Raw genomic sequence first — 18,003 nt, 5'->3', positions numbered from 1 at the left:
TTTACCTGAATCTCCTGCTAAGCTAAATGAATAAGCAACGATTTACACAAAGAGAGATTTATGGACAACAAAACAATAGAGAATATTGCTCGCCAAATTAACGACAGTATGCCAGCCGGTGTTAAAGAACTGGCCGGTAATATGGAGCAACGTGTTAAACAAACACTGCAGTCACAGCTGTCTAAACTGGATTTAGTCACCCGCGAAGAGCTGGACGTACAGCAGCAAATGTTACTGCGCCTGCGTGAGCGCGTTGAGCTGTTAGAAAAAGAACTGGAAGCGACCAAAAACCAAAACAAGGACTAAGTCAGACGTATGATCCAATGGATTAGTGGAAAAGTTGTCGAGAATTACCGTTGGAGTGCTGGTGTTTTCAGTTTGAGAATTGTGGCCGAGCCGTTTGATTTTAAGGCGGGACAGTTTGTCCGTTTAGGCCTGAATGTGGGTGGCGAGCAGCTATTGCGTGCCTACTCACTGGCCAGTGCGCCGGGCGAAGCCATACTGGATTTTGTCATAGCCGAAGTGGAAGGCGGCGAGGTCAGCACCAAGCTAGCTCAGTTGCAGCCGGGCGACAGTGTCGACATCACCCAGCCCGCCGGTGGCTTTTTTACACTGGACGAAGTGCCGGACGGCGACAGCTTGTGGATGCTTTCTACGGGAACCGGCATTGGCCCGTTTATTTCTATGCTAAGAACCGAAAAGCCGTGGGAACGATTCAAACGCATTAATCTGGTACACGGTGTTCGTGTGGCAGAAGACCTGGTTTATCAGGGACAAATAGAGCAGTGGCAACAAGAATACCCCGGCCAGTTGGGCTATCAGCCGGTTATAACCCGTGAAAACATTCCGGGGGCTTTTTCTGCTCGCATTCCTGAACTGATTGGTTCAGGTCAATTAAGCGATGCACTCGGCACACCGCTAGATAGCCGCGCACAAGTCATGCTCTGTGGTAACCCCGACATGATAAAAGAGTCACGCGCCGCGCTGGCTGAGTTAGGGCTTGCCAAAAACACCCGCCGTAAGCCCGGTAATGTGACCTCTGAGAACTATTGGTAAAGCTTAGTCTTCGTTATATTCCAAAAAATAGCAGATCAATAGCTGCGGTGATTCTATCTCTGTCGTGGGATAAGTCGTCGACCACGTGAGTAAGCTGAGTTCTTGAAATACTGGCCATATCTTGTGTCATCAATGCGAATGTCTTTCCCTCAACGGTAACATCCGGGTTCAGCTTGGTTAGTTGAAAGGATTCAGCCAGCGCAGCGGGTATCAAAGGTATCACTAAGGTTGTCGATAAGGCTGACAGCAGGTCACTCTGCACATCAATAAGATAGGGGTAGGTTGTGCGTGTCGCTGTATTGTTATTAGCGTAGACGGTGAATTGAGCCATCAGAATTTTCGCACGCTCTCGCTGAATGTTCCGTTGCGCTCTACAAATTGGTTATACGCTTCCATTGCGTCAGAGTTTTCCTTCAGCCAATGCGCTTGTTCTTTCAAACGAATTTGTTCCTTCAATGCAGATTCAAGTGTCGCCGATAAATTGATATCAAGCGACTTTGCTTTTGCTAGAAGTTCAGCGTTAATACTGACATTTGTCGGCTTCTTTGAAGCAGATGAGGTTGTGTAAGCAGCCATTTTATCACCTGTTATTAAAAATGCGTAATTCATGCGCATTAACCATGCGCATGAATTATAGCAGAGTTAATTTCAGATGGTTAACCCTTTCTCCTTGAGGTTTCACACAAGGCTAGTGATAAAACGACACTGATTAATTCAGATCGAACTGTGTTGTCGCTATTTCTTCCAGCTTGTCATAAGGGATGTAACCGGGCGTTACCTGCTGACCAATGATAATGGTCGGTGTGCCGCGAAAGCCCAAGTCGCGAAACGCCGACATATTTTTGCGAATAACCGCTTCGCTTTCGCTGGACGGTGACAAAAAGGCCTCGGTACCCGTGACTTGCGCAACGCTTTGCAGTGAATCGGCGGTGTGCATGCCTGACTTTTTCATCATTAAGTTGTGGGCTTCAAAGAATGCCTTAGGGTCATTGCGCCACAGATTCAGCCCATAAAGTGCGGAATTGGTTTTGAGCCCATCAACCTGTTGTTGGCGTAAAGGCACAAAAATGTTCACAACCTGAATAGACGGGTATTCCTCAACCAGCTTATGCAGGCCGGGCTCTAACTTTTTGCAAAACGGACAGTTGTAATCGGTAAACACAATTATTTTATGCGGCGCATCTTGGTCACCTAAAATTGGATGTGCCGCCGACTGATACAGCCACTCCTGATGGTTAGCGAAGGCGTTTTTTTGCTCACTTTGCTGTTCTAAAAAGCGCTGTAAGCCTCGGTGAATGTTTGGAATTAGCTGCGGGTTTTCACGCAATAGCTGTTCGACTTTCTCCAAGTCTTCTTCTTGTTGTGGGTTTAAATCTTGCGCAAATACGTTGCTGCTAAAGATAAAAGCAACGATGAAAAACGTTTTATAGATAAAATTCATACAACTTTCCTACTTAAAAATGAGTTACTTCAAAAAAACTGGTGAAACCAAAGGCGAATAAACAAACCCGGAGGCGTTGTGACTCCGGTTGTCGCTGAAACAATGTCACCGTTTTCAATAATGATGATGGTTGGCGTGGCAGATACCTGCCAGCCGTTTGATACGCGGTTGAGGTTGTCGTTAACAATAGGAAATTCATACCCTTTCGCCTGCGCGTAGCGCGTGAGTTTGTCGTTGTCGCCGGAGCGCAATGCCACGCTAATGGTCGGGTAGTGGTTGCCAATGTAATCAACCGTCGGCGAGACCGCCGGGCAAACAGGGCACCAGGTTGCCCAGAAATACAGCACAACCGGGCTGTCCTTGCTCATCTCGCGTAAGTTGTATTGCTCGCCGTTTATGTCCGTTAGTGACGACAGTTCCGCCGGAACAGACTCCGGCACGTCACTATTACGAAAGGCATCGACCACGAACGCCACTGCCGAGAACAGCACAATATAAAGCGCTGCGGTTCGTATCCGCTTTGCCCACGACGGTTTCGCTTTGTTATTGCTCACGAGCATCCTCCAGCGCGTCCATGACTTTGTCTTTACTGAGCACTACGGGCAGCGTTATGCCGTCAGGAACGCCGGGTCCGTAGACTTTGTTAAAGGGCACACCAAAGGTATTGTTGGCCTTTAAGTATTGCGTGATGCTCTCGTTGGCTTTGGTCCAGTCGCCGCGCAGGCGGGTGACATGTTCCTGACCTAAGGCTGTAAATACCGGGTCTTGCAGTAATACGCCGACTTTATTGGCCTGGCAGGTCACACACCAGTCTGCGGTCACATCCACAAACACGGTTTGGCCACTGGCAACGGCTTCATCAATACGCTGCTGGGTTAGTGGCTGCCATTGGTGGTCCTGCGGTAGTTTGTTGACCCAACGGTCCGCGGTAAGAATTAACGTCGTACCGACAACGGCAGCTAAAACTAGAAAGCCGCCAATAGATAAAAACAGCGCCTTGCGGCCATGCACTTTGCCAATAATCACCAATGTCAGAACCGATAAACCGACGGTTAGCGCCAGGAATAACTCGTTGCTGATAAAGTTTTTCAGCAAGGTTGTCAGCCAGACCGTGGTTGCCAGCATCATAATGGCGAAAACGGGTTTCACCCAGTGCATCCAGCGACCGGGTTTGGGCAGTAACTTAGCGGTATTCGGGAACACGGCTATAAGTAACCAGGGCAGCGCCATGCCAACCCCAAGAGCGGTAAAAATCAGCAGAATAACCGATGACTCAGCAGCTAATGCAAAGGCTACCGCGGTACCTAAAAAAGGCGCTGTACAAGGTGTTGCCAATACGGTGGCCAGCATGCCTTGCAGGAAATGCCCTTTATAGCTGTCATCGCCAGCGGTTGCGGCACTGGTACTCAAAGAAGACGGCAATTTAAACTCAAAGGCACCCATTAAGTTCAGTGCGAATACCCAGGTAATAGCGACTAATGCGGCAATGAAGTAAGGGTTCTGAAATTGAATACCCCAGCCGACAGAACCGCCTGACCAGCGCAGTGCCATAAGCCCCAGGGCAATGACCAGAAACGAGCTGATAATACCCAGTGACGATGCAAAAAACTGCTTACGCACGACCTTCGGCTGCTGTGCACCAGACAGCATCAGGCTTTGAACTTTCAGACCTAATACCGGCAACACGCAGGGCATAATGTTCAAAATAAGCCCACCCGCTAACGCCATAAGTAAAATGGCCCACAGCGGCGGTGTGTTATTCGAAATAGTGCCTGCGGTTAGTTGAACCTTATATTCAGCGGCAAACTTTTCATCACTGACTGTTGCTATGAGCTCAGCGCCGCTTAGGTCCGGCAGTTCCAGCCAGTGGCTAACCTCAATATTCGCCGTGAGCGTATTTCCTTCCACCTGAATATTCGGTGATGAAAACTCTGCGTCGGCCAGAGCTTCGTCGTTGCTGTGTATAAACAGCTGTGGGTTTTGCCAGCCGCTGTCACGTTCTATGGTCAGTTGAACACGCTGGTTGGCGTCGGACCAAATAGCCTGCTTCACGTTATTGCTGTCGTATTCACGAGGCACCTTGCCCATGGCCTGGTTAAAGGCAAAGGCACGATCACTGTCGACGGTCAGGGTGTCCAGGTCAACTTGCAAGTCAATTGGGTAGTCCGTTAACACACAAACGGTGGTACAGGACGACATCGTCAGTGTACCGCTAATGCGTGCCTGCCTGGCATCCGGGCTTAGCTGGATCATTAATGGAAAGGGCAACGACCCCTGATACCCCACGGTATCGATACCCTGAATGCTGTAGCGGGAGGGCACCGCCCAGCGCCACTCAATATCGTCAATATTGGATGACTCAGACCAGTCAAAGGTTGGCGGTATGCCGCCTTCCCCCGGCGAGCGCCAGTAGGTTTTCCAGCCCTCATCCAGCTCAACATGCAGCAGGGCGGGTAGTAGGTTGCGCTCAGCCTCATAGTGGCCGGTCAGTTCCAGCTTCACCGATACCGGCGGATGATCTTCATGACTCAGCCAACCGGTAGACGGCGTTTCTGCGAGGCTTTGCGCGCTGTAAAGCAGCAACGCAGCAATAAGCGATAGCAGCCACAACGGTAAAATTTTATTCATACATTACTCCTGAAGTTAGTATTCCAACGATGAAAACCCGTTGGAAGCGCTACTCCATAAAACAACAAAATACGGCGTGGGGTCGCCTTTTACAGGGAAAGAGAAAAAGTGGTGGGGCTACCTGCTTTTGAGCTGTAGCTTTCAACACCAAAGTTAAAAGAATAAAGAAAGACAGTGCCGCGTAGGTTATGTCGGACTGAAATTGCTGTAATAAATGCGCCGTTTTGTCACAGTCGGCCTTGGCATTTTCGTGTTTTGTGCCTGAGTCCGCATGGCTTCCCACTATCTGTTCAGCCGCTGGCGCGCCCTGATGCTTAGGGCAGCCTTCCAGCCAACCAAGGTTTTGTCCCCAACACAGCGCAAACACCAGTAATAGCAATGGTGCTATATACCGACCTTTTCGACACTGTTGATTCAGTTGGTGGAACATGTTGTTGGTGACCTTTGGTTATTCGGTTTGTTCTTAATTAGGGCAAGATGATGACAGAAGTGGGGGTAAAATCAAGAGAGGAAAGGCGCGATGTCGGTCAACGCTTGGCGGTCTTGGCTTACAGACAGCAGCGCAGCTTGTACTTATAGTAACGCCGTTGTTTAGTCAGGGAGAGACACATGGCGTTAGCGCGAGTCTATACGAGGGCACTGATAGGTATTCATGCGCCGGAAATTCGGGTTGAAGTGGATCTTGCCCGGGGGATGCCTGGGTTTACTATGGTTGGTATGCCTGCAACCACGGTTAAGGAAGCACGCGACCGGGTCAAAACCGCCTTGATGAATGCGGGGTTTGAATACCCGCCGGCCACACGGATTACGGTGAATTTAGCTCCGGCCGATATACCCAAAACAGGGGCTCGTTATGATTTGGCCATAGCTGTGGGTATATTGGCTGCGTCAGGTCAAATACCCGATACCATTTTAGAGCAGGCAGAGTTTTATGGAGAGCTAGCTTTAACTGGTGAACTGCGAGCTGTGAACGGGCTCATTCCTGCACTGTTAGCCTGTCGTGAGAAAAAGCGTCAGGCGTTTGTCCCAATTGCTAATCAGCAGGAAGCGGGATTAGTTCGTGAGCAAAAAAGTTGGTTAGCTGCTGACTTGGTCAGTGTGTATGAGCATTTGCATGAACATCAGCCGCTTCGAGAGTCCAAACCAGTCGACTGGGCGTGTCAGGCGGAAAGTGATGAAGGCGATTTAGCCGATGTAGTCGGGCAGGAGCAGGCAAAACGGGCTTTGTTATTGTCCGCTGCGGGTAAGCACCATTTGCTATTCGTGGGTCCGCCAGGCACAGGCAAAACCATGCTGGCACAACGCTTGAGTGGGCTATTGCCGTCATTGACTGAGAAAGAGGCGATGGAAATAGCCGCGGTTAAATCGGTGTCTTTTGACTACCACGGGACAGAGGCATTAACTCAGCGTGAAGTGAGAAGCCCACACCATACGTGCACTGCGGCTGCTTTAGTGGGTGGGGGTACCGGTAATTCTGTTTGCCCCGGAGAAATATCATTAGCGAATCGGTCGCTGCTTTTCCTTGACGAGTTACCCGAGTTTAGCCGGCACGTATTGGATTGTCTGCGCGAACCATTGGAAAGCGGTGAAATTACGATTAGTCGTGCGGGTCATAACGTTAAATTCCCCGCAAACTTCCAACTTGTTTGCGCATTGAACCCTTCCCCCTGTGGTCAGTTCGATGGCTCGTTAGCTAATTGCCGCTCTACACCCGACCAAATTCTCAAATACCTAAATAAGCTGTCGGGTCCATTGTTAGATCGTATCGACATTCAGGTGGCGGTACCCCGCGAAACATCGAGCCTGCGGTTAGATGGAACTCAGGTTACGGGAGAGACTAGCGAACAAATGAAGCAACGGGTTATTGCAGCAAGGCAGCAGCAATATCGACGCCAGGGATGTCTTAACAGCGAGCTAAAAGCAAGCGAAGTTGTGTCTCATTGTATGCTAACTGACGCTGACCACGAGTTTCTTATCACTGCGATTGAAAAACTAAAACTGTCGCACCGGGCGTATCACCGAACATTGCGGTTGGCACGCAGTATTGCCGATCTGGATAATCAGAAAAAGGTGCAAAAACCTCATTTAGCCGAAGCGATGGGCTATAGAGCATTGGATCAGCTAATTGATCAAGTGCGTTCGTTATGAGCACCCAAAATGGCGCCCCATTCGAACAGTTCCTGTAGCGCTTGCTGTGCGTGGTGATGGAAGCTGGTATCAGCGTTTATACCAAGCTGCATGGCCAATTGCTCGATGGCATCCTGCCCTGAACTAATGTCTTTTTGCTGTAATTGCTGCCAAAGCAGACCAAATATGGGGGTCATGAGACGAAAACCGATGCTCAGATCAGGCTTACGATAAACCAGTACCAGTGTATCCTTTTTTTCCTGCAAAGTGGGCTGCCGTTCAATACTGATCTCATGCACCGGGTATTCGTAACTTAACAGCCAGGCGGCGTCGGATAACACCGGTTTACCATTAACAAGGTCATCGCTAAGCTGTTGTCGCACCGCTAAGGTATCTTGTGGAATGTTGTCTAGTGCCAACTCTACCCATTCGTAATGCATCAGTTCGAGCAGAAAGTCGGGCTCGGTGGTGGTAACTGCGTCACTTTCTCTTAGAAAAGACAAAAACTCGGCGGCAATCTCATTAAAATAAGGGGACTGGCTGCGGTGGTGAATTAGAAACTGGCGCACAGCATGCTGCCACCAATCACTACTCATAATTGAGCATGCGACTGGAAAAGCGGACCGGGTAAAATTGATGAGATTATTAAAAACCAGTTCCTGGTACACGCTCATCCGTCGTGGTTCAATACCAAGCGTGTTATGGTCACTTGGGTTTCTGACCGCGGCAGTAAACTGTTGCTGGATATTACGAAACGATGGCATGCTGCGTTGCCTGCGTCTTGCGAATAGTTGCAAGTTCGTTGCTAAGCGTATCAAGCGATGGAATATTAAAATCGCGCTCAAGCAACGTCGGATGACATCCAGCGTATTGATAACTGGTCTTTAATAATTGCCAGACCGGATCGATAACATCGGCGCCATGGGTATCTATAATTAAATCCGCTTGCTGCTGATAGTGTCCGGCAATATGCATATAGCGTATCCGTTCAGCGGGCAGTCCAGTAATAAACTGAACCGGGTCATAGCGATGGTTGATGCTGTTAACATACACATTGTTTACGTCTAGCAACAAATCACAGTCGGCTTCAGCCAATACCGCATTAATAAACTCAAGCTCGTTCATATCTCCGTCGGGCATCGCATAAAAAGAGACATTTTCAAGCACCAAAGGGCGTTCCAATACGTCGCTGACGGTGCGGATACGCTCGCTCACGTGTCCGATTGCATCGGCTGTAAACGGGATTGGCATAAGGTCGTACAAATGCCCCTCGTCCGAACAGTAGCTTAAGTGTTCGGAATACAGTTCTATGTCGTAATCATCCAGAAAGGCTTTCAGGCGCCTCAAAAAAGGAAGATCGAGCGGCGCGAAACCGCCGATAGATAACGATAGGCCATGCGTAGTGAACGGCACGCGCTCACGTAGCGCCCTTAATTGGTGTTGTAAGCGCGGTCCACTGTTCATCCAGTTTTCGGGCGCAATCTCGAGAAAGTCGAAGGGGAACTGATCACACTGGATCAGCTCCTGATACATCGAACGACGATAGCCTAAACCAACAGTATCGCTGTTAAGCGGCACCGCACTTGCCTTCTTTGGACTTCTCTTTTGCTTCTTTGGCTTTATCTGACATTTTTTCCTTTGCTTTGTCAGCCATCATGGCTTCACCGCACTTACCTTCACCGCATTTTCCTTCTTTGGCTTTTTCCGCCATTTTTTCTTTTGCTTTGTCAGACATCATGGCTTCACCGCACTTACCTTCGCCGCATTTTCCTTCTTTGGCTTTTTCCGCCATTTTTTCTTTTGCTTTGTCGGACATCATGGCTTCACCGCACTTGCCTTCGCCACACTTACCCTCTTGCTGTGCGGTAAACGCATAGCCGGAGGTTAACTCTGTGGAAGCAAAAGGATTTTCCGCACTGGTTGCGGGTAAGGATGCACCCAGCGCCATAGCAGCGCCCACAGATGCAATTAGGGTTTTATTTGCGTAACTCATGTTGTTAATTCCTCTTTGGCAATAGCTACAATGGCTATTCACTCAATTAGCTTAGCAAATAGCAGCGTGCTTGACCTAATTGTTTGCGTAAAATTTTTGCAAATGTGTCACGAATTTTTCTAGTTCGGCGCGTTCGACATCCATATGTGTTACTAATCGCAGCGTCTTGCCGGCCGGCACAATGATATTTTCTGCGGCCATATAGCGTTGTAATGAAGCGCCGACTTCTGCAGAGGGCAAATCAAGATAAACCATGTTGGTTTGCACCGGCCGCACCGAAAAGTCGTGAGCCTGGCCAATTTCCGCGAGAGCTGCCGCAAGCCAGGCAGCATTATCATGGTCGACCTTAATACGTTCAATGTGATTATCCAGCGCATGGTCAATAGCAGCTGCGATAACGCCCGCCTGACGCATACCTCCGCCCAACATTTTGCGCCAGCGTCTTGCCTTTGCTATCAATGCGTTCGATCCGACCAGTAGCGACCCAACTGGTGCACAAAGACCTTTAGAACAACAGATTGAGACACTATCGAATGGCGCAGCAAGTTCACTAAAGCTACGATCGGACGCTACCACTGCGTTAACCAAGCGAGCGCCGTCTAAGTGCATCGACAAGCCATGTTGATCAGCGATGCGGCGCGCCTTATTCAAGTAGTCCTGGTCGATGACCTGACCGGCATGGGTATTCTCAAATGCCAATAACCGCGTGATTGGAAAGTGCGGGTCGTCGGGTTTGATGCGACTAACTAATAAGTCTAGATCCAGCGTCCCCGTTGCCTGTACTTCCAGTGGTTGTGGCACGATACCGCCGACAACGGCAGCTCCGCCGCCCTCATAACGATAAGTATGGTACTCCTGACCAACAATATATTCTTCGCCGTTACGGCAGTGTGCCAGCAAACCACATAAGTTACTTTGTGTTCCCGAGGCGCAGAGTAATGCCGATTCTTTGCCCAGCATTTCAGCAACCCGTCGTTCGAGTGCATTGATAGACGGATCTTCTCCATAGACATCGTCACCAACCGGGGCATTAGCCATAGCCTCCCGCATTGCGGATGTCGGCTGGGTTACGGTATCACTGCGTAAATCGAGGCGCTTCACTCTGTCTCTCCATTAGTCTATTCGTTATAACCTCAAGCAAAGCATTCTAAGCCTGTGGTTGTTATGCAAGCCAAGTATAGGGATAATGAGCACAATTCAAACAGACACTCAATAAAAAAGCGACCGCATATGAAAGTTTTCGATAACGTTTTGGAAATGATTGGCAACACGCCACTAGTGCGTGTGAATAATTTAGACACCGGCCCGTGTGAGTTGTATTTAAAATTAGAGCTACAAAACCCGGGTGGCTCGATAAAAGATCGTATCGCGGTGGAGATGATAAACGCTGCTGAGCGCGACGGTAAATTAAAAGCCGGCGATACCATCATCGAAGCGACGGCTGGCAATACCGGACTTGGGTTGGCGCTGGTAGCGGCCAGCAAAGGTTATCCGTTAAAAATTGTGATGCCCGACAAAATGAGCCAGGAGAAAGTCAACAATCTGCGCGCGATGGGCGCCGAAGTCGTGCAAACGCGCTCTGACGTGCAAAAAGGCCACCCAGAATATTATCAGGACATGGCAGCGCGCATGGCGGAAGAAAACGGTTACTACTATGTGAACCAGTTTGAGAACCCGGCAAACGTCGATGCTCATTATAAAACCACCGGTCCTGAAATTTGGCAGCAAATGGATGGCAAGTTAGACGCCTTTGTTTGTGGTGTCGGCTCGGGCGGCACGTTGACTGGCATTGGCCGTTATTTGCGTGAGCAAAACAGCAATGTTGATCTGGTACTGGCTGACCCGGAAGGCTCTATTCTGGAGCCGCTTGTGAACCGCAACGAAGAAGTGGAAGCTGGCAGCTGGCTGGCAGAAGGCATTGGTGAAGACTTTGTACCGAAAATTTGTGACATCAAATTGGCGAACACCGCATTTGCTATATCGGACAAAGAAGGTCTGACAACCGCGCGTAAGTTACTGGAAAAAGAAGGTGTTATGGTGGGCTCTTCAAGTGGCTACTTAATTGCCGCGGCGCTGCGCTATTGCCAACAACAAACCGAACCTAAACGCGTTGTAACGCTAGCTTGCGATACGGGTAACCGTTACCTGTCCAAGCTGTTCAACGACGATTGGATGCGTTCTCAAAACTTGCTGTAACCCTTGCTGTAAATTAAGGAACCTGAATCATGGCAAATGAAAAAACAATGAAATTCGCGACGCGCGCCATTCATGGCGGGCAGTCTCCTGAGCCGTTAACAGGCGCGGTTATGCCGCCAATTTTCACCAGCTCAACCTACGCACAGGAAAGCCCGGGTCAGCACAAAGGTTTTGAATATTCTCGTTCACATAACCCAACGCGCTTTGCCTGGGAGCGTTCTGTTGCCTCTTTGGAAGGTGGCAAGCAAGGTCTGGCTTTTGCGTCAGGTATGGCAGCAACCTCGACCATTCTGGAGTTATTAGACAGCGGCGATCACATCGTTGCTATGGACGATTTATACGGTGGCAGCTTTCGTTTATTCGATAAAGTGCGTGGTCGCTCTGCTGGTCTGAAGTTCTCTTATGTCGACTTAGCCGATTTAAACGCAGTGGAAGCCAGCATTCAGGACAACACCCGCATGATTTGGGTGGAAACGCCAAGCAACCCGATGCTGAAGCTGGTTGATATTGAAGCCATTGTTAAACTGGCGAAGAAAAAGAATCCGGATATTATTGTGGTGGTGGACAACACCTTCGCTACGCCATTTAACCAGCGTCCGCTGGAAATGGGCGCAGATATGGTGATGCACTCGGCTACCAAATACCTTAACGGTCACTCTGATATGGTCGGCGGTATCGCGGTTGTTGGCGACAATGACGACCTGGTTGAGCGCATGCTGTTCTTACAGAACTCTGCAGGTGCTATTGCCGGTCCGTTTGACTCTTACCTGGCGTTGCGAGGAGTGAAAACGCTGGCATTGCGTATGCGTCACCACAACGAAGCGGCAATGGAACTGGCCAAGTGGCTTGAACAACATCCGAAAGTGGAAAAAGTGATTTACCCGGGGCTTGAAAGCCACCCGCAGCATGAGCTGGCTAAAAAGCAAATGCAGGGCTTTGGCGGCATGATTTCTATTTTGCTGAAAGGCGATTTAGAAGCGGCGCGCAAATTCTTGGAGTCGGTAGAAGTGTTCGCCTTGGCGGAAAGCTTAGGTGGCGTTGAGTCGCTTATTGAACACCCGGCTATTATGACGCATGCGTCAGTGCCGAAAGAAAACCGCGAGAAGTTAGGCATTTTAGATAACTTTGTTCGCGTATCGGTTGGTATTGAAGATCTGGATGATCTGAAAGCCGATTTAGACAAGGCGCTCAACGCATTTTAATCGCCACGAACGATTAAAAGTATAACTTTTAATAAATAAAACCGGCTCTCGAGCCGGTTTTTTGCGTTTTAATTCAACAATTTATACAAAATTTTACACTTTCGTCATAATTCAGTAGAGTTATCTCAGCCGGAAAAACATCGGCGATAAATAAGAAAAAACGCAAAAAGCGTTACATACACAACGAGAAGGAAAGACTTATGCTATTGAGCCTAATGGTACTCCAGGGACTCGTAGCCGCATTGTTGTTTTACGTATTAGTGGGCCAACACCAGAAAAAGCCTCTTTGGAATTTGTTAGCCGTGCTTACCGCCGGTTTCATTCCACCATTAAATTGGGCGTTACTGGTATTGTCGATTGGTGTCAGAATGTGGCGCCGGTCTCCCGATACAGTTGCGGCGGCAAAACTCAGTCACTAACCGGTAAGGCAAGTTAGCAGTATGTCAGACACCACCAACGTACGACCTTTTCATTTAGCCATTCCTGTTAGTTCGTTGGACAATGCCCGAGCGTTTTACGGCGATGTGCTTGGGCTTCCTCAGGGTCGTAGCAGCGACGACTGGATAGACTGGAACTTCTTCGGTCACCAATTTGTCACTCACGTAGCACCCGACGTTGCAGGCATGAAAAACCATAGCGGCGTTGACGGTCATTCAGTTCCCGTTCCTCACTTTGGCGTGGTACTATTGCGCAACGACTGGGAAGCATTGGCTGAGCGAGTTAAAGCTGCGGGTATCGAGTTTGTTATTGAACCTTATATTCGTTTTAAAGGTAAACCCGGCGAGCAGGGGACTATGTTCTTCTACGATTACTGCGGTAATGCGCTGGAGTTCAAAACCTTTAACGACGACAGCCAAATCTTCGCAACTTAAACGCTTCAGCGACCGCACTTTCGGAGTTTCAACGTGAGTCAACTTAATACGTTCCAACGTATTCGCGAGCTGCCTTGTGATCAGCAAATTGTTCTGGCGCTTTATTTGTGCGAACGTATGGTGCCCAACTATGACTTTTTCCACCACCTCACAGGCTTTGGTGACAGTAAACCGCTGCACGGCTCGCTCAATGCGTGTTGGGACTGGGTAGTAAATCCGAAGAAAACCAAAGTGAATTTTGCCCGTTGGCAGGAAAAGGTCGACGAACAAACCCCGAGCGAGCATGGGCATGACATGTTGGGTGTGTACCCAGCGATGGACGCCTGTACGGCAATAAGTACCTTACTCCAGGGCTTACTGGACGATAATGCCAGCAACTTTCTGGACGTTGCAAAAATATCCCAGGCGAGTGTGGCGAAATTTATTGAATTAAACGACGCTGAGGACGTGGGTACTGAAAACTTAAAAGAGCACGTCGATAACCACGAGCTGATGGAGTACGAAATCGCCATTCAGCAGGCCATGCTCAATTTTCTGGAGCAACAGCCTGCAGTAAATAGCGCGCTAGTGAAACAGCTAAAAATGATGCTCAGTGACGAGGGCGTGTCTAACCTTGGTCTTGCTTTGGACGCTGAAGAATAGACAACCAGGCGAAAATACCAAACGCGAGAATTTGCCAACTGTCGCCTTTTTTCCAGGGTAAATGCTGCTTCATAGTGCCAACGAAAACGCCCAGAAGCAGCAAGTGCATAATCACCAGAACTGCCAGCAACACACTTAAAAGCCCTATGGACTGACTGCTCAGCTCACCAGTAGCGCCGCCTAAAATAGCAAACAAGCCTAGCCAAATTACGGCAAACACGACTTTGCCGGCAATAATGATAACTTTCATTCGATGTCCTTTGTCAGTAAACGAAAACACACTTGCCCATGTGTCTTCTCTTTTAAAAGCTGCCAACCTGCGGGCAATGCCAAGTCATAGTCTTTTTCAGTTTCCAAATACACCTGATTGTCGGGTGCCAGCCATGATTGCTCATTGAGCAGAGTTATAGCTGACGTAGCGAGCCCCTGACGAAATGGGGGATCAATAAACACAATGTCATAGCGGCTGTCGCTGGGCTTTTTCAGCCAATCGAGAGCATTCGCAGTAACGACTTCCATACCCTTAGTGTGCAACAGTGACACATTGTCTTGTAATTGTTTGCTGACTTTATTCTCAGCCTCGATAAGCGTGATCTGAGCCGCCCCCCGTGACGCCGCTTCAAACCCTAAGCTGCCACTGCCGGCAAATAAATCCAATACCTTAGCGTCGGCAATATCCCACTGCAGCCAGTTAAACAGGGTTTCACGCACACGGTCCGTGGTCGGCCTTAATCCGGGACTGTCGGCTATGGGCAAGCGTCGCCCGCGCCATTGTCCGCCGATAATGCGGTAGTCGCCGGTTGTTTGAGAGGGGCGGGTCTTTCCTGCACGCTTTCTGGCCACAATGAGTTCCTTTATTCAGACCGTCGTCAGTTTCTAAACAGCATGGTAAACTAAAGCCATAAGTTTAACGATTCCTGCGTGTCAGTTCCAAGGAAACCTATATGTCGATGTTTTCGCTGTTTAAAAAGAAGCGTGATAAAAAAGAGTCTGAAGAAGAAAAGGTACAAGACGAAGCCGTTGTTGACGAGCAAGAGTCGTCTGACGGTGAGCAGCAAGCCGAGCCGGAAGCGTCCGATGAAGCGCAGCAAACAGAAGTAGAGCCTGAGAAAGAATCAGCGGAAGCCGAGACTCCGAAAGCAGAGCCTGTCGACACAAAAACTCAGGAAAAAGGTGAGAAGAAAGGCTTTTGGGCGCGCTTAACGCAAGGGCTGCGTAAGACATCTGGTTCCATTGGTTCTGGCCTTATCGGCGTATTCCGTGGTAAGAAAATCGATGATGACTTGTTCGAAGAGTTGGAAACTCAGCTTCTGATGGCTGACTTAGGTGTCGCAACCACGACAAAAATCATCGACAACTTGACACAGCAAGCTGACCGCAAGCAATTGAAAGACGCTGAAGCACTTTACGAATTGCTGCAAGAACAGCTAGCTGACATTTTAAAGCCTGTCGACAGACCACTAGAAATTCCGAAATCTGACTCGCCATACGTCATTCTTATGACGGGCGTAAACGGCGTGGGTAAAACCACCACCATTGGTAAGTTAGCAAAACAATTCAAAGCCGAAGGTAAGTCAGTCATGCTGGCAGCCGGCGATACTTTCCGTGCGGCCGCAGTCGAGCAATTAGAAGTGTGGGGAGAGCGTAATAACATCCCCGTTATTGCTCAGCATACCGGTGCTGACAGCGCCTCTGTTTTGTATGACGCTTTAGAAGCCGCGAAAGCTCGGGGCACCGACGTGCTTATTGCAGATACAGCAGGGCGTTTGCAGAACAAAGCGAACTTAATGGAAGAGCTTAAAAAGTTAGTTCGGGTGATGAAAAAGCTCGACCCGGAAGCGCCACATGAAGTTATGCTGACACTGGACGCGGGCACGGGACAAAACGCCATTAGCCAGGCCAAGTTGTTTACTGAAGCGGTTGGGGTGTCTGGTATTGTCATGACGAAGCTCGACGGTACCGCCAAAGGTGGTGTTATATTTGCCGTTGCTGACCAGTTTGCCATTCCAATTCGCTATATTGGTGTCGGCGAAAGTTTGGAAGATTTACGCCCATTTGTAGCGAAGGACTTTATTGCGGCGTTATTTGACCGTAATGTAGAAGCATCAGAAACCACAACGGTGAACTAACATGATCCGCTTTGAGCAAGTCAGTAAAACGTACCCGGGAGGTCATCAGGCACTGAGCCATGTCGACTTCCACGTAAAGCCCGGAGAAATGGCTTTTTTAACCGGTCACTCGGGGGCGGGGAAAAGTACGTTACTGAAGCTCATTAGTTTGATGGAACGACCAACAGCGGGTCGCGTGCTTATTAACGGGCATGACTTACGAAAAATTAAGCCGTCACAGGTGCCTTATGTGCGCCGGGACATTGGCATGATTTTTCAGGACCATCGTCTGCTAATGGATAAAACGGTTTTCGATAATGTTGCCTTACCGCTTATTATTGAAGGCTACAGCGTTCAGGAAGCGCGCAAGCGGGTACTGGCAGCACTGGAAAAAGTTGGCTTAGCCGACAAAGTGAAGCATTACCCACAAATGCTGTCCGGCGGTGAACAGCAACGCGTTGGAATTGCCCGCGCCATTGTCACGAAACCGCCATTGCTACTTGCCGATGAGCCCACCGGTAACCTCGACCCTAAGCTGTCGATGGAAATTATCCGTTTGTTTGAGGAATTCAATAAAGTGGGTGTTGCGGTGCTTATTGCAACGCACGACTTAGGCCTCATTGCGCGACTGCGCTACAGAACGTTGACATTGAAAGACGGACGCATGATAAACGACGGTTTGGAGGATAACGAGCTATGAGTTTGTTATTTCGCAACCGCAGCGTTGAAAAAGGAGCGAGTAATCGCGGACGTTTACCCTGGTGGCGGCGCGCTATTATGGTGCCGGTACATCATGTTCAACAAGCAGTTGCCAGCCTCGGTGAGCTGTGGCGTAACCCTTTCGCGTCGTTAATGACCATGGCCGTGTTGGGTCTAAGCTTAACGCTGCCGTCGTCGCTGTATGTCTTAGTCAAAAACACCAGTAGTATTACTGACAGTTGGCAGCAAGCGTCCGAAATTACGCTGTTTTTGAAAAAAGAGCTAAAAACCTCGGAAATTGAAACTTTCAAAACTCAGACGAGCCTGTCTGATAAAGTCGAATCGGTACGCTGGGTACCCAAGGACGAAGGGCTGGAGCAGTTTAAAGAGCAGTCCGGCTTTGGCGAAACGCTCGATTATCTGTCGAATAACCCGTTGCCCGATGTGTTGGTCGTGATACCGGCCGAAAACTACCGAGCCGCTCAGCAGGCCGAGGCGTTATTGCTGGAATTCCAGAATAAGCGTGAAGTAGAGCATGCCAAACTGGATATTGAATGGCTCAACCGGTTGCAGGCAATACTCGACTTAATTGAAGACACCTTAGGTGCGTTAGCCTTAGTGCTGTGTTTATCAGTGGTTCTGATAGTTGGTAACACCATTCGTTTGAACATACTCTCGAAGCGTGACGAAATCGTCATTATGAAATTGGTGGGTGCCACTAATGCGTTTATTCAACGTCCATTTTTGTATACCGGTGCCTGGTACGGCTTTATAGGTGGTATTTTCGCCTGGGTCGTGACGCTTTTATTGATCTGGTGGATTGAAAGTGCCGTATTAACCGTCACAAACTTATACGATAGTCAGTTTCAGTTAGACGGTCTGACATTCGGCGAATTAATCGCCATTTGGGTTATTGCAATTGGACTTGGTCTGGCAGGTTCTTACTTAGCTGTAAGACGTCATATACAAAGTATCGAACCAGAATAAATTAGAGTTGCGAAAGCCATAGTCTTAGTTATACTAATTTGTCCGATCGCCA

At 49.0% G+C, this 18,003-nt stretch carries 22 protein-coding genes; 11 read left to right on the top strand and 11 right to left on the bottom strand.

What is annotated here, in order from left to right; genetic code table 11:
- The first annotated feature begins 60 nt into the window (after positions 1–60).
- Positions 61–306 carry an accessory factor UbiK family protein gene (locus B3850_RS06485; RefSeq protein ID WP_011233471.1) on the top strand — a complete coding sequence of 82 codons (246 nt, stop codon included), beginning with the start codon at positions 61–63 and terminating at the stop codon, positions 304–306.
- Between the two features lie 9 nt (positions 307–315).
- Positions 316–1,056 carry a ferredoxin--NADP reductase gene (locus B3850_RS06480; RefSeq protein WP_273267707.1) on the top strand — a complete coding sequence of 247 codons (741 nt, stop codon included), beginning with the start codon at positions 316–318 and terminating at the stop codon, positions 1,054–1,056.
- A 13-nt stretch (positions 1,057–1,069) separates the two neighbouring features.
- Here B3850_RS06480 and B3850_RS06475 read toward each other — a convergent pair whose 3' ends face one another.
- From B3850_RS06475 to B3850_RS06455, 5 genes are all read right to left on the bottom strand, one after another.
- Positions 1,070–1,387, bottom strand: coding sequence for a CcdB family protein (locus tag B3850_RS06475; RefSeq protein ID WP_273267708.1), 318 nt, complete (start codon positions 1,385–1,387; stop codon positions 1,070–1,072).
- Positions 1,387–1,632, bottom strand: a complete 246-nt coding sequence (locus tag B3850_RS06470; RefSeq protein WP_058576591.1) for a type II toxin-antitoxin system CcdA family antitoxin — start codon at positions 1,630–1,632, stop codon at positions 1,387–1,389. The genes B3850_RS06475 and B3850_RS06470 overlap by 1 nt, the downstream gene beginning before the upstream one ends.
- 133 nt (positions 1,633–1,765) lie before the next feature.
- Complete coding sequence (locus B3850_RS06465; RefSeq protein ID WP_053953227.1) at positions 1,766–2,497, bottom strand: DsbA family protein; 732 nt, start codon at positions 2,495–2,497, stop codon at positions 1,766–1,768.
- A gap of 29 nt (positions 2,498–2,526) precedes the next feature.
- A complete protein-coding gene (locus tag B3850_RS06460; protein ID WP_286873613.1) occupies positions 2,527–3,057 on the bottom strand; it encodes a protein disulfide oxidoreductase in 531 nt (176 codons plus the stop codon).
- The gene (locus B3850_RS06455; protein WP_286873610.1) at positions 3,041–5,125 is read right to left on the bottom strand and encodes a protein-disulfide reductase DsbD family protein; all 2,085 of its coding nucleotides are present in this window, start codon (positions 5,123–5,125) and stop codon (positions 3,041–3,043) included. Before B3850_RS06455 ends, B3850_RS06460 begins: the two co-directional genes overlap by 17 nt.
- A 609-nt stretch (positions 5,126–5,734) precedes the next feature.
- Here B3850_RS06455 and B3850_RS06450 point away from each other — a divergent pair.
- Positions 5,735–7,273, top strand: coding sequence for a YifB family Mg chelatase-like AAA ATPase (locus B3850_RS06450; RefSeq protein WP_286873607.1), 1,539 nt, complete (start codon positions 5,735–5,737; stop codon positions 7,271–7,273).
- On the opposite strand, the gene B3850_RS06445 is transcribed toward B3850_RS06450, so the two are convergent.
- From B3850_RS06445 to ltaE, 4 genes are all read right to left on the bottom strand, one after another.
- A complete protein-coding gene (locus B3850_RS06445) occupies positions 7,255–8,016 on the bottom strand; it encodes a DNA-binding domain-containing protein (protein WP_053953222.1) in 762 nt (253 codons plus the stop codon). The two genes, B3850_RS06450 and B3850_RS06445, sit on opposite strands and share 19 nt — an antisense overlap.
- Positions 8,000–8,830: a DUF692 domain-containing protein gene (locus B3850_RS06440; protein ID WP_286873605.1), complete on the bottom strand. Its 831-nt coding sequence runs from the start codon at positions 8,828–8,830 to the stop codon at positions 8,000–8,002. Before B3850_RS06440 ends, B3850_RS06445 begins: the two co-directional genes overlap by 17 nt.
- On the bottom strand, positions 8,820–9,245 hold the full coding sequence (locus tag B3850_RS06435; RefSeq protein ID WP_053953221.1) for a hypothetical protein: 426 nt from the start codon (positions 9,243–9,245) through the stop codon (positions 8,820–8,822). Before B3850_RS06435 ends, B3850_RS06440 begins: the two co-directional genes overlap by 11 nt.
- Positions 9,246–9,320: 75 nt before the next feature.
- A complete protein-coding gene (gene ltaE, locus B3850_RS06430) occupies positions 9,321–10,295 on the bottom strand; it encodes a low-specificity L-threonine aldolase (protein ID WP_414654233.1) in 975 nt (324 codons plus the stop codon).
- Positions 10,296–10,475: 180 nt separating this feature from the next.
- Between ltaE and B3850_RS06425 the strand changes: the two genes are divergently transcribed.
- The 5 genes from B3850_RS06425 to B3850_RS06405 all read left to right on the top strand — a co-directional run bounded on the left by B3850_RS06425 (position 10,476) and on the right by B3850_RS06405 (position 14,157).
- Positions 10,476–11,441 carry a cysteine synthase A gene (locus B3850_RS06425; protein WP_286873599.1) on the top strand — a complete coding sequence of 322 codons (966 nt, stop codon included), beginning with the start codon at positions 10,476–10,478 and terminating at the stop codon, positions 11,439–11,441.
- A 29-nt stretch (positions 11,442–11,470) separates the two neighbouring features.
- Entirely contained in the window at positions 11,471–12,643 is a 1,173-nt protein-coding gene (locus B3850_RS06420; RefSeq protein ID WP_286911550.1) for a cystathionine gamma-synthase, read from the top strand.
- A 200-nt stretch (positions 12,644–12,843) separates the two neighbouring features.
- A complete protein-coding gene (locus B3850_RS06415; protein ID WP_053953218.1) occupies positions 12,844–13,062 on the top strand; it encodes a hypothetical protein in 219 nt (72 codons plus the stop codon).
- A gap of 21 nt (positions 13,063–13,083) precedes the next feature.
- Positions 13,084–13,515 (top strand): VOC family protein, encoded by a 432-nt coding sequence (locus B3850_RS06410; protein ID WP_126752238.1) that lies wholly within the window; start codon positions 13,084–13,086, stop codon positions 13,513–13,515.
- A 33-nt stretch (positions 13,516–13,548) separates the two neighbouring features.
- Entirely contained in the window at positions 13,549–14,157 is a 609-nt protein-coding gene (locus tag B3850_RS06405) for a YjaG family protein (RefSeq protein ID WP_286873588.1), read from the top strand.
- Here B3850_RS06405 and B3850_RS06400 read toward each other — a convergent pair.
- Both B3850_RS06400 and rsmD read right to left on the bottom strand, forming a co-directional pair.
- Positions 14,123–14,407, bottom strand: a complete 285-nt coding sequence (locus B3850_RS06400; RefSeq protein ID WP_053953215.1) for a hypothetical protein — start codon at positions 14,405–14,407, stop codon at positions 14,123–14,125. The two genes, B3850_RS06405 and B3850_RS06400, sit on opposite strands and share 35 nt — an antisense overlap.
- Positions 14,404–15,000, bottom strand: a complete 597-nt coding sequence (rsmD, locus tag B3850_RS06395) for a 16S rRNA (guanine(966)-N(2))-methyltransferase RsmD (RefSeq protein ID WP_286911548.1) — start codon at positions 14,998–15,000, stop codon at positions 14,404–14,406. Before rsmD ends, B3850_RS06400 begins: the two co-directional genes overlap by 4 nt.
- 101 nt (positions 15,001–15,101) lie before the next feature.
- On the opposite strand from rsmD, the gene ftsY reads away from it, so the two are divergent.
- Genes ftsY through ftsX form a run of 3 tightly spaced genes read left to right on the top strand, consistent with a single transcriptional unit; the run spans position 15,102 to position 17,951 of the window.
- On the top strand, positions 15,102–16,286 hold the full coding sequence (ftsY, locus tag B3850_RS06390) for a signal recognition particle-docking protein FtsY (protein WP_286873582.1): 1,185 nt from the start codon (positions 15,102–15,104) through the stop codon (positions 16,284–16,286).
- A 1-nt stretch (position 16,287) separates the two neighbouring features.
- Positions 16,288–16,965, top strand: a complete 678-nt coding sequence (gene ftsE, locus B3850_RS06385) for a cell division ATP-binding protein FtsE (protein ID WP_053953212.1) — start codon at positions 16,288–16,290, stop codon at positions 16,963–16,965.
- On the top strand, positions 16,962–17,951 hold the full coding sequence (gene ftsX, locus B3850_RS06380) for a permease-like cell division protein FtsX (protein WP_286873578.1): 990 nt from the start codon (positions 16,962–16,964) through the stop codon (positions 17,949–17,951). Before ftsE ends, ftsX begins: the two co-directional genes overlap by 4 nt.
- The last annotated feature ends 52 nt before the right edge of the window (positions 17,952–18,003 follow it).

The sequence above is a fragment of the Idiomarina sp. UBA4520 genome, from assembly GCF_002388365.1.
GTDB classification, from domain to species: Bacteria; Pseudomonadota; Gammaproteobacteria; order Enterobacterales; family Alteromonadaceae; genus Idiomarina; species Idiomarina zobellii.
This window is presented reverse-complemented; position numbering and strand designations above follow the sequence as displayed.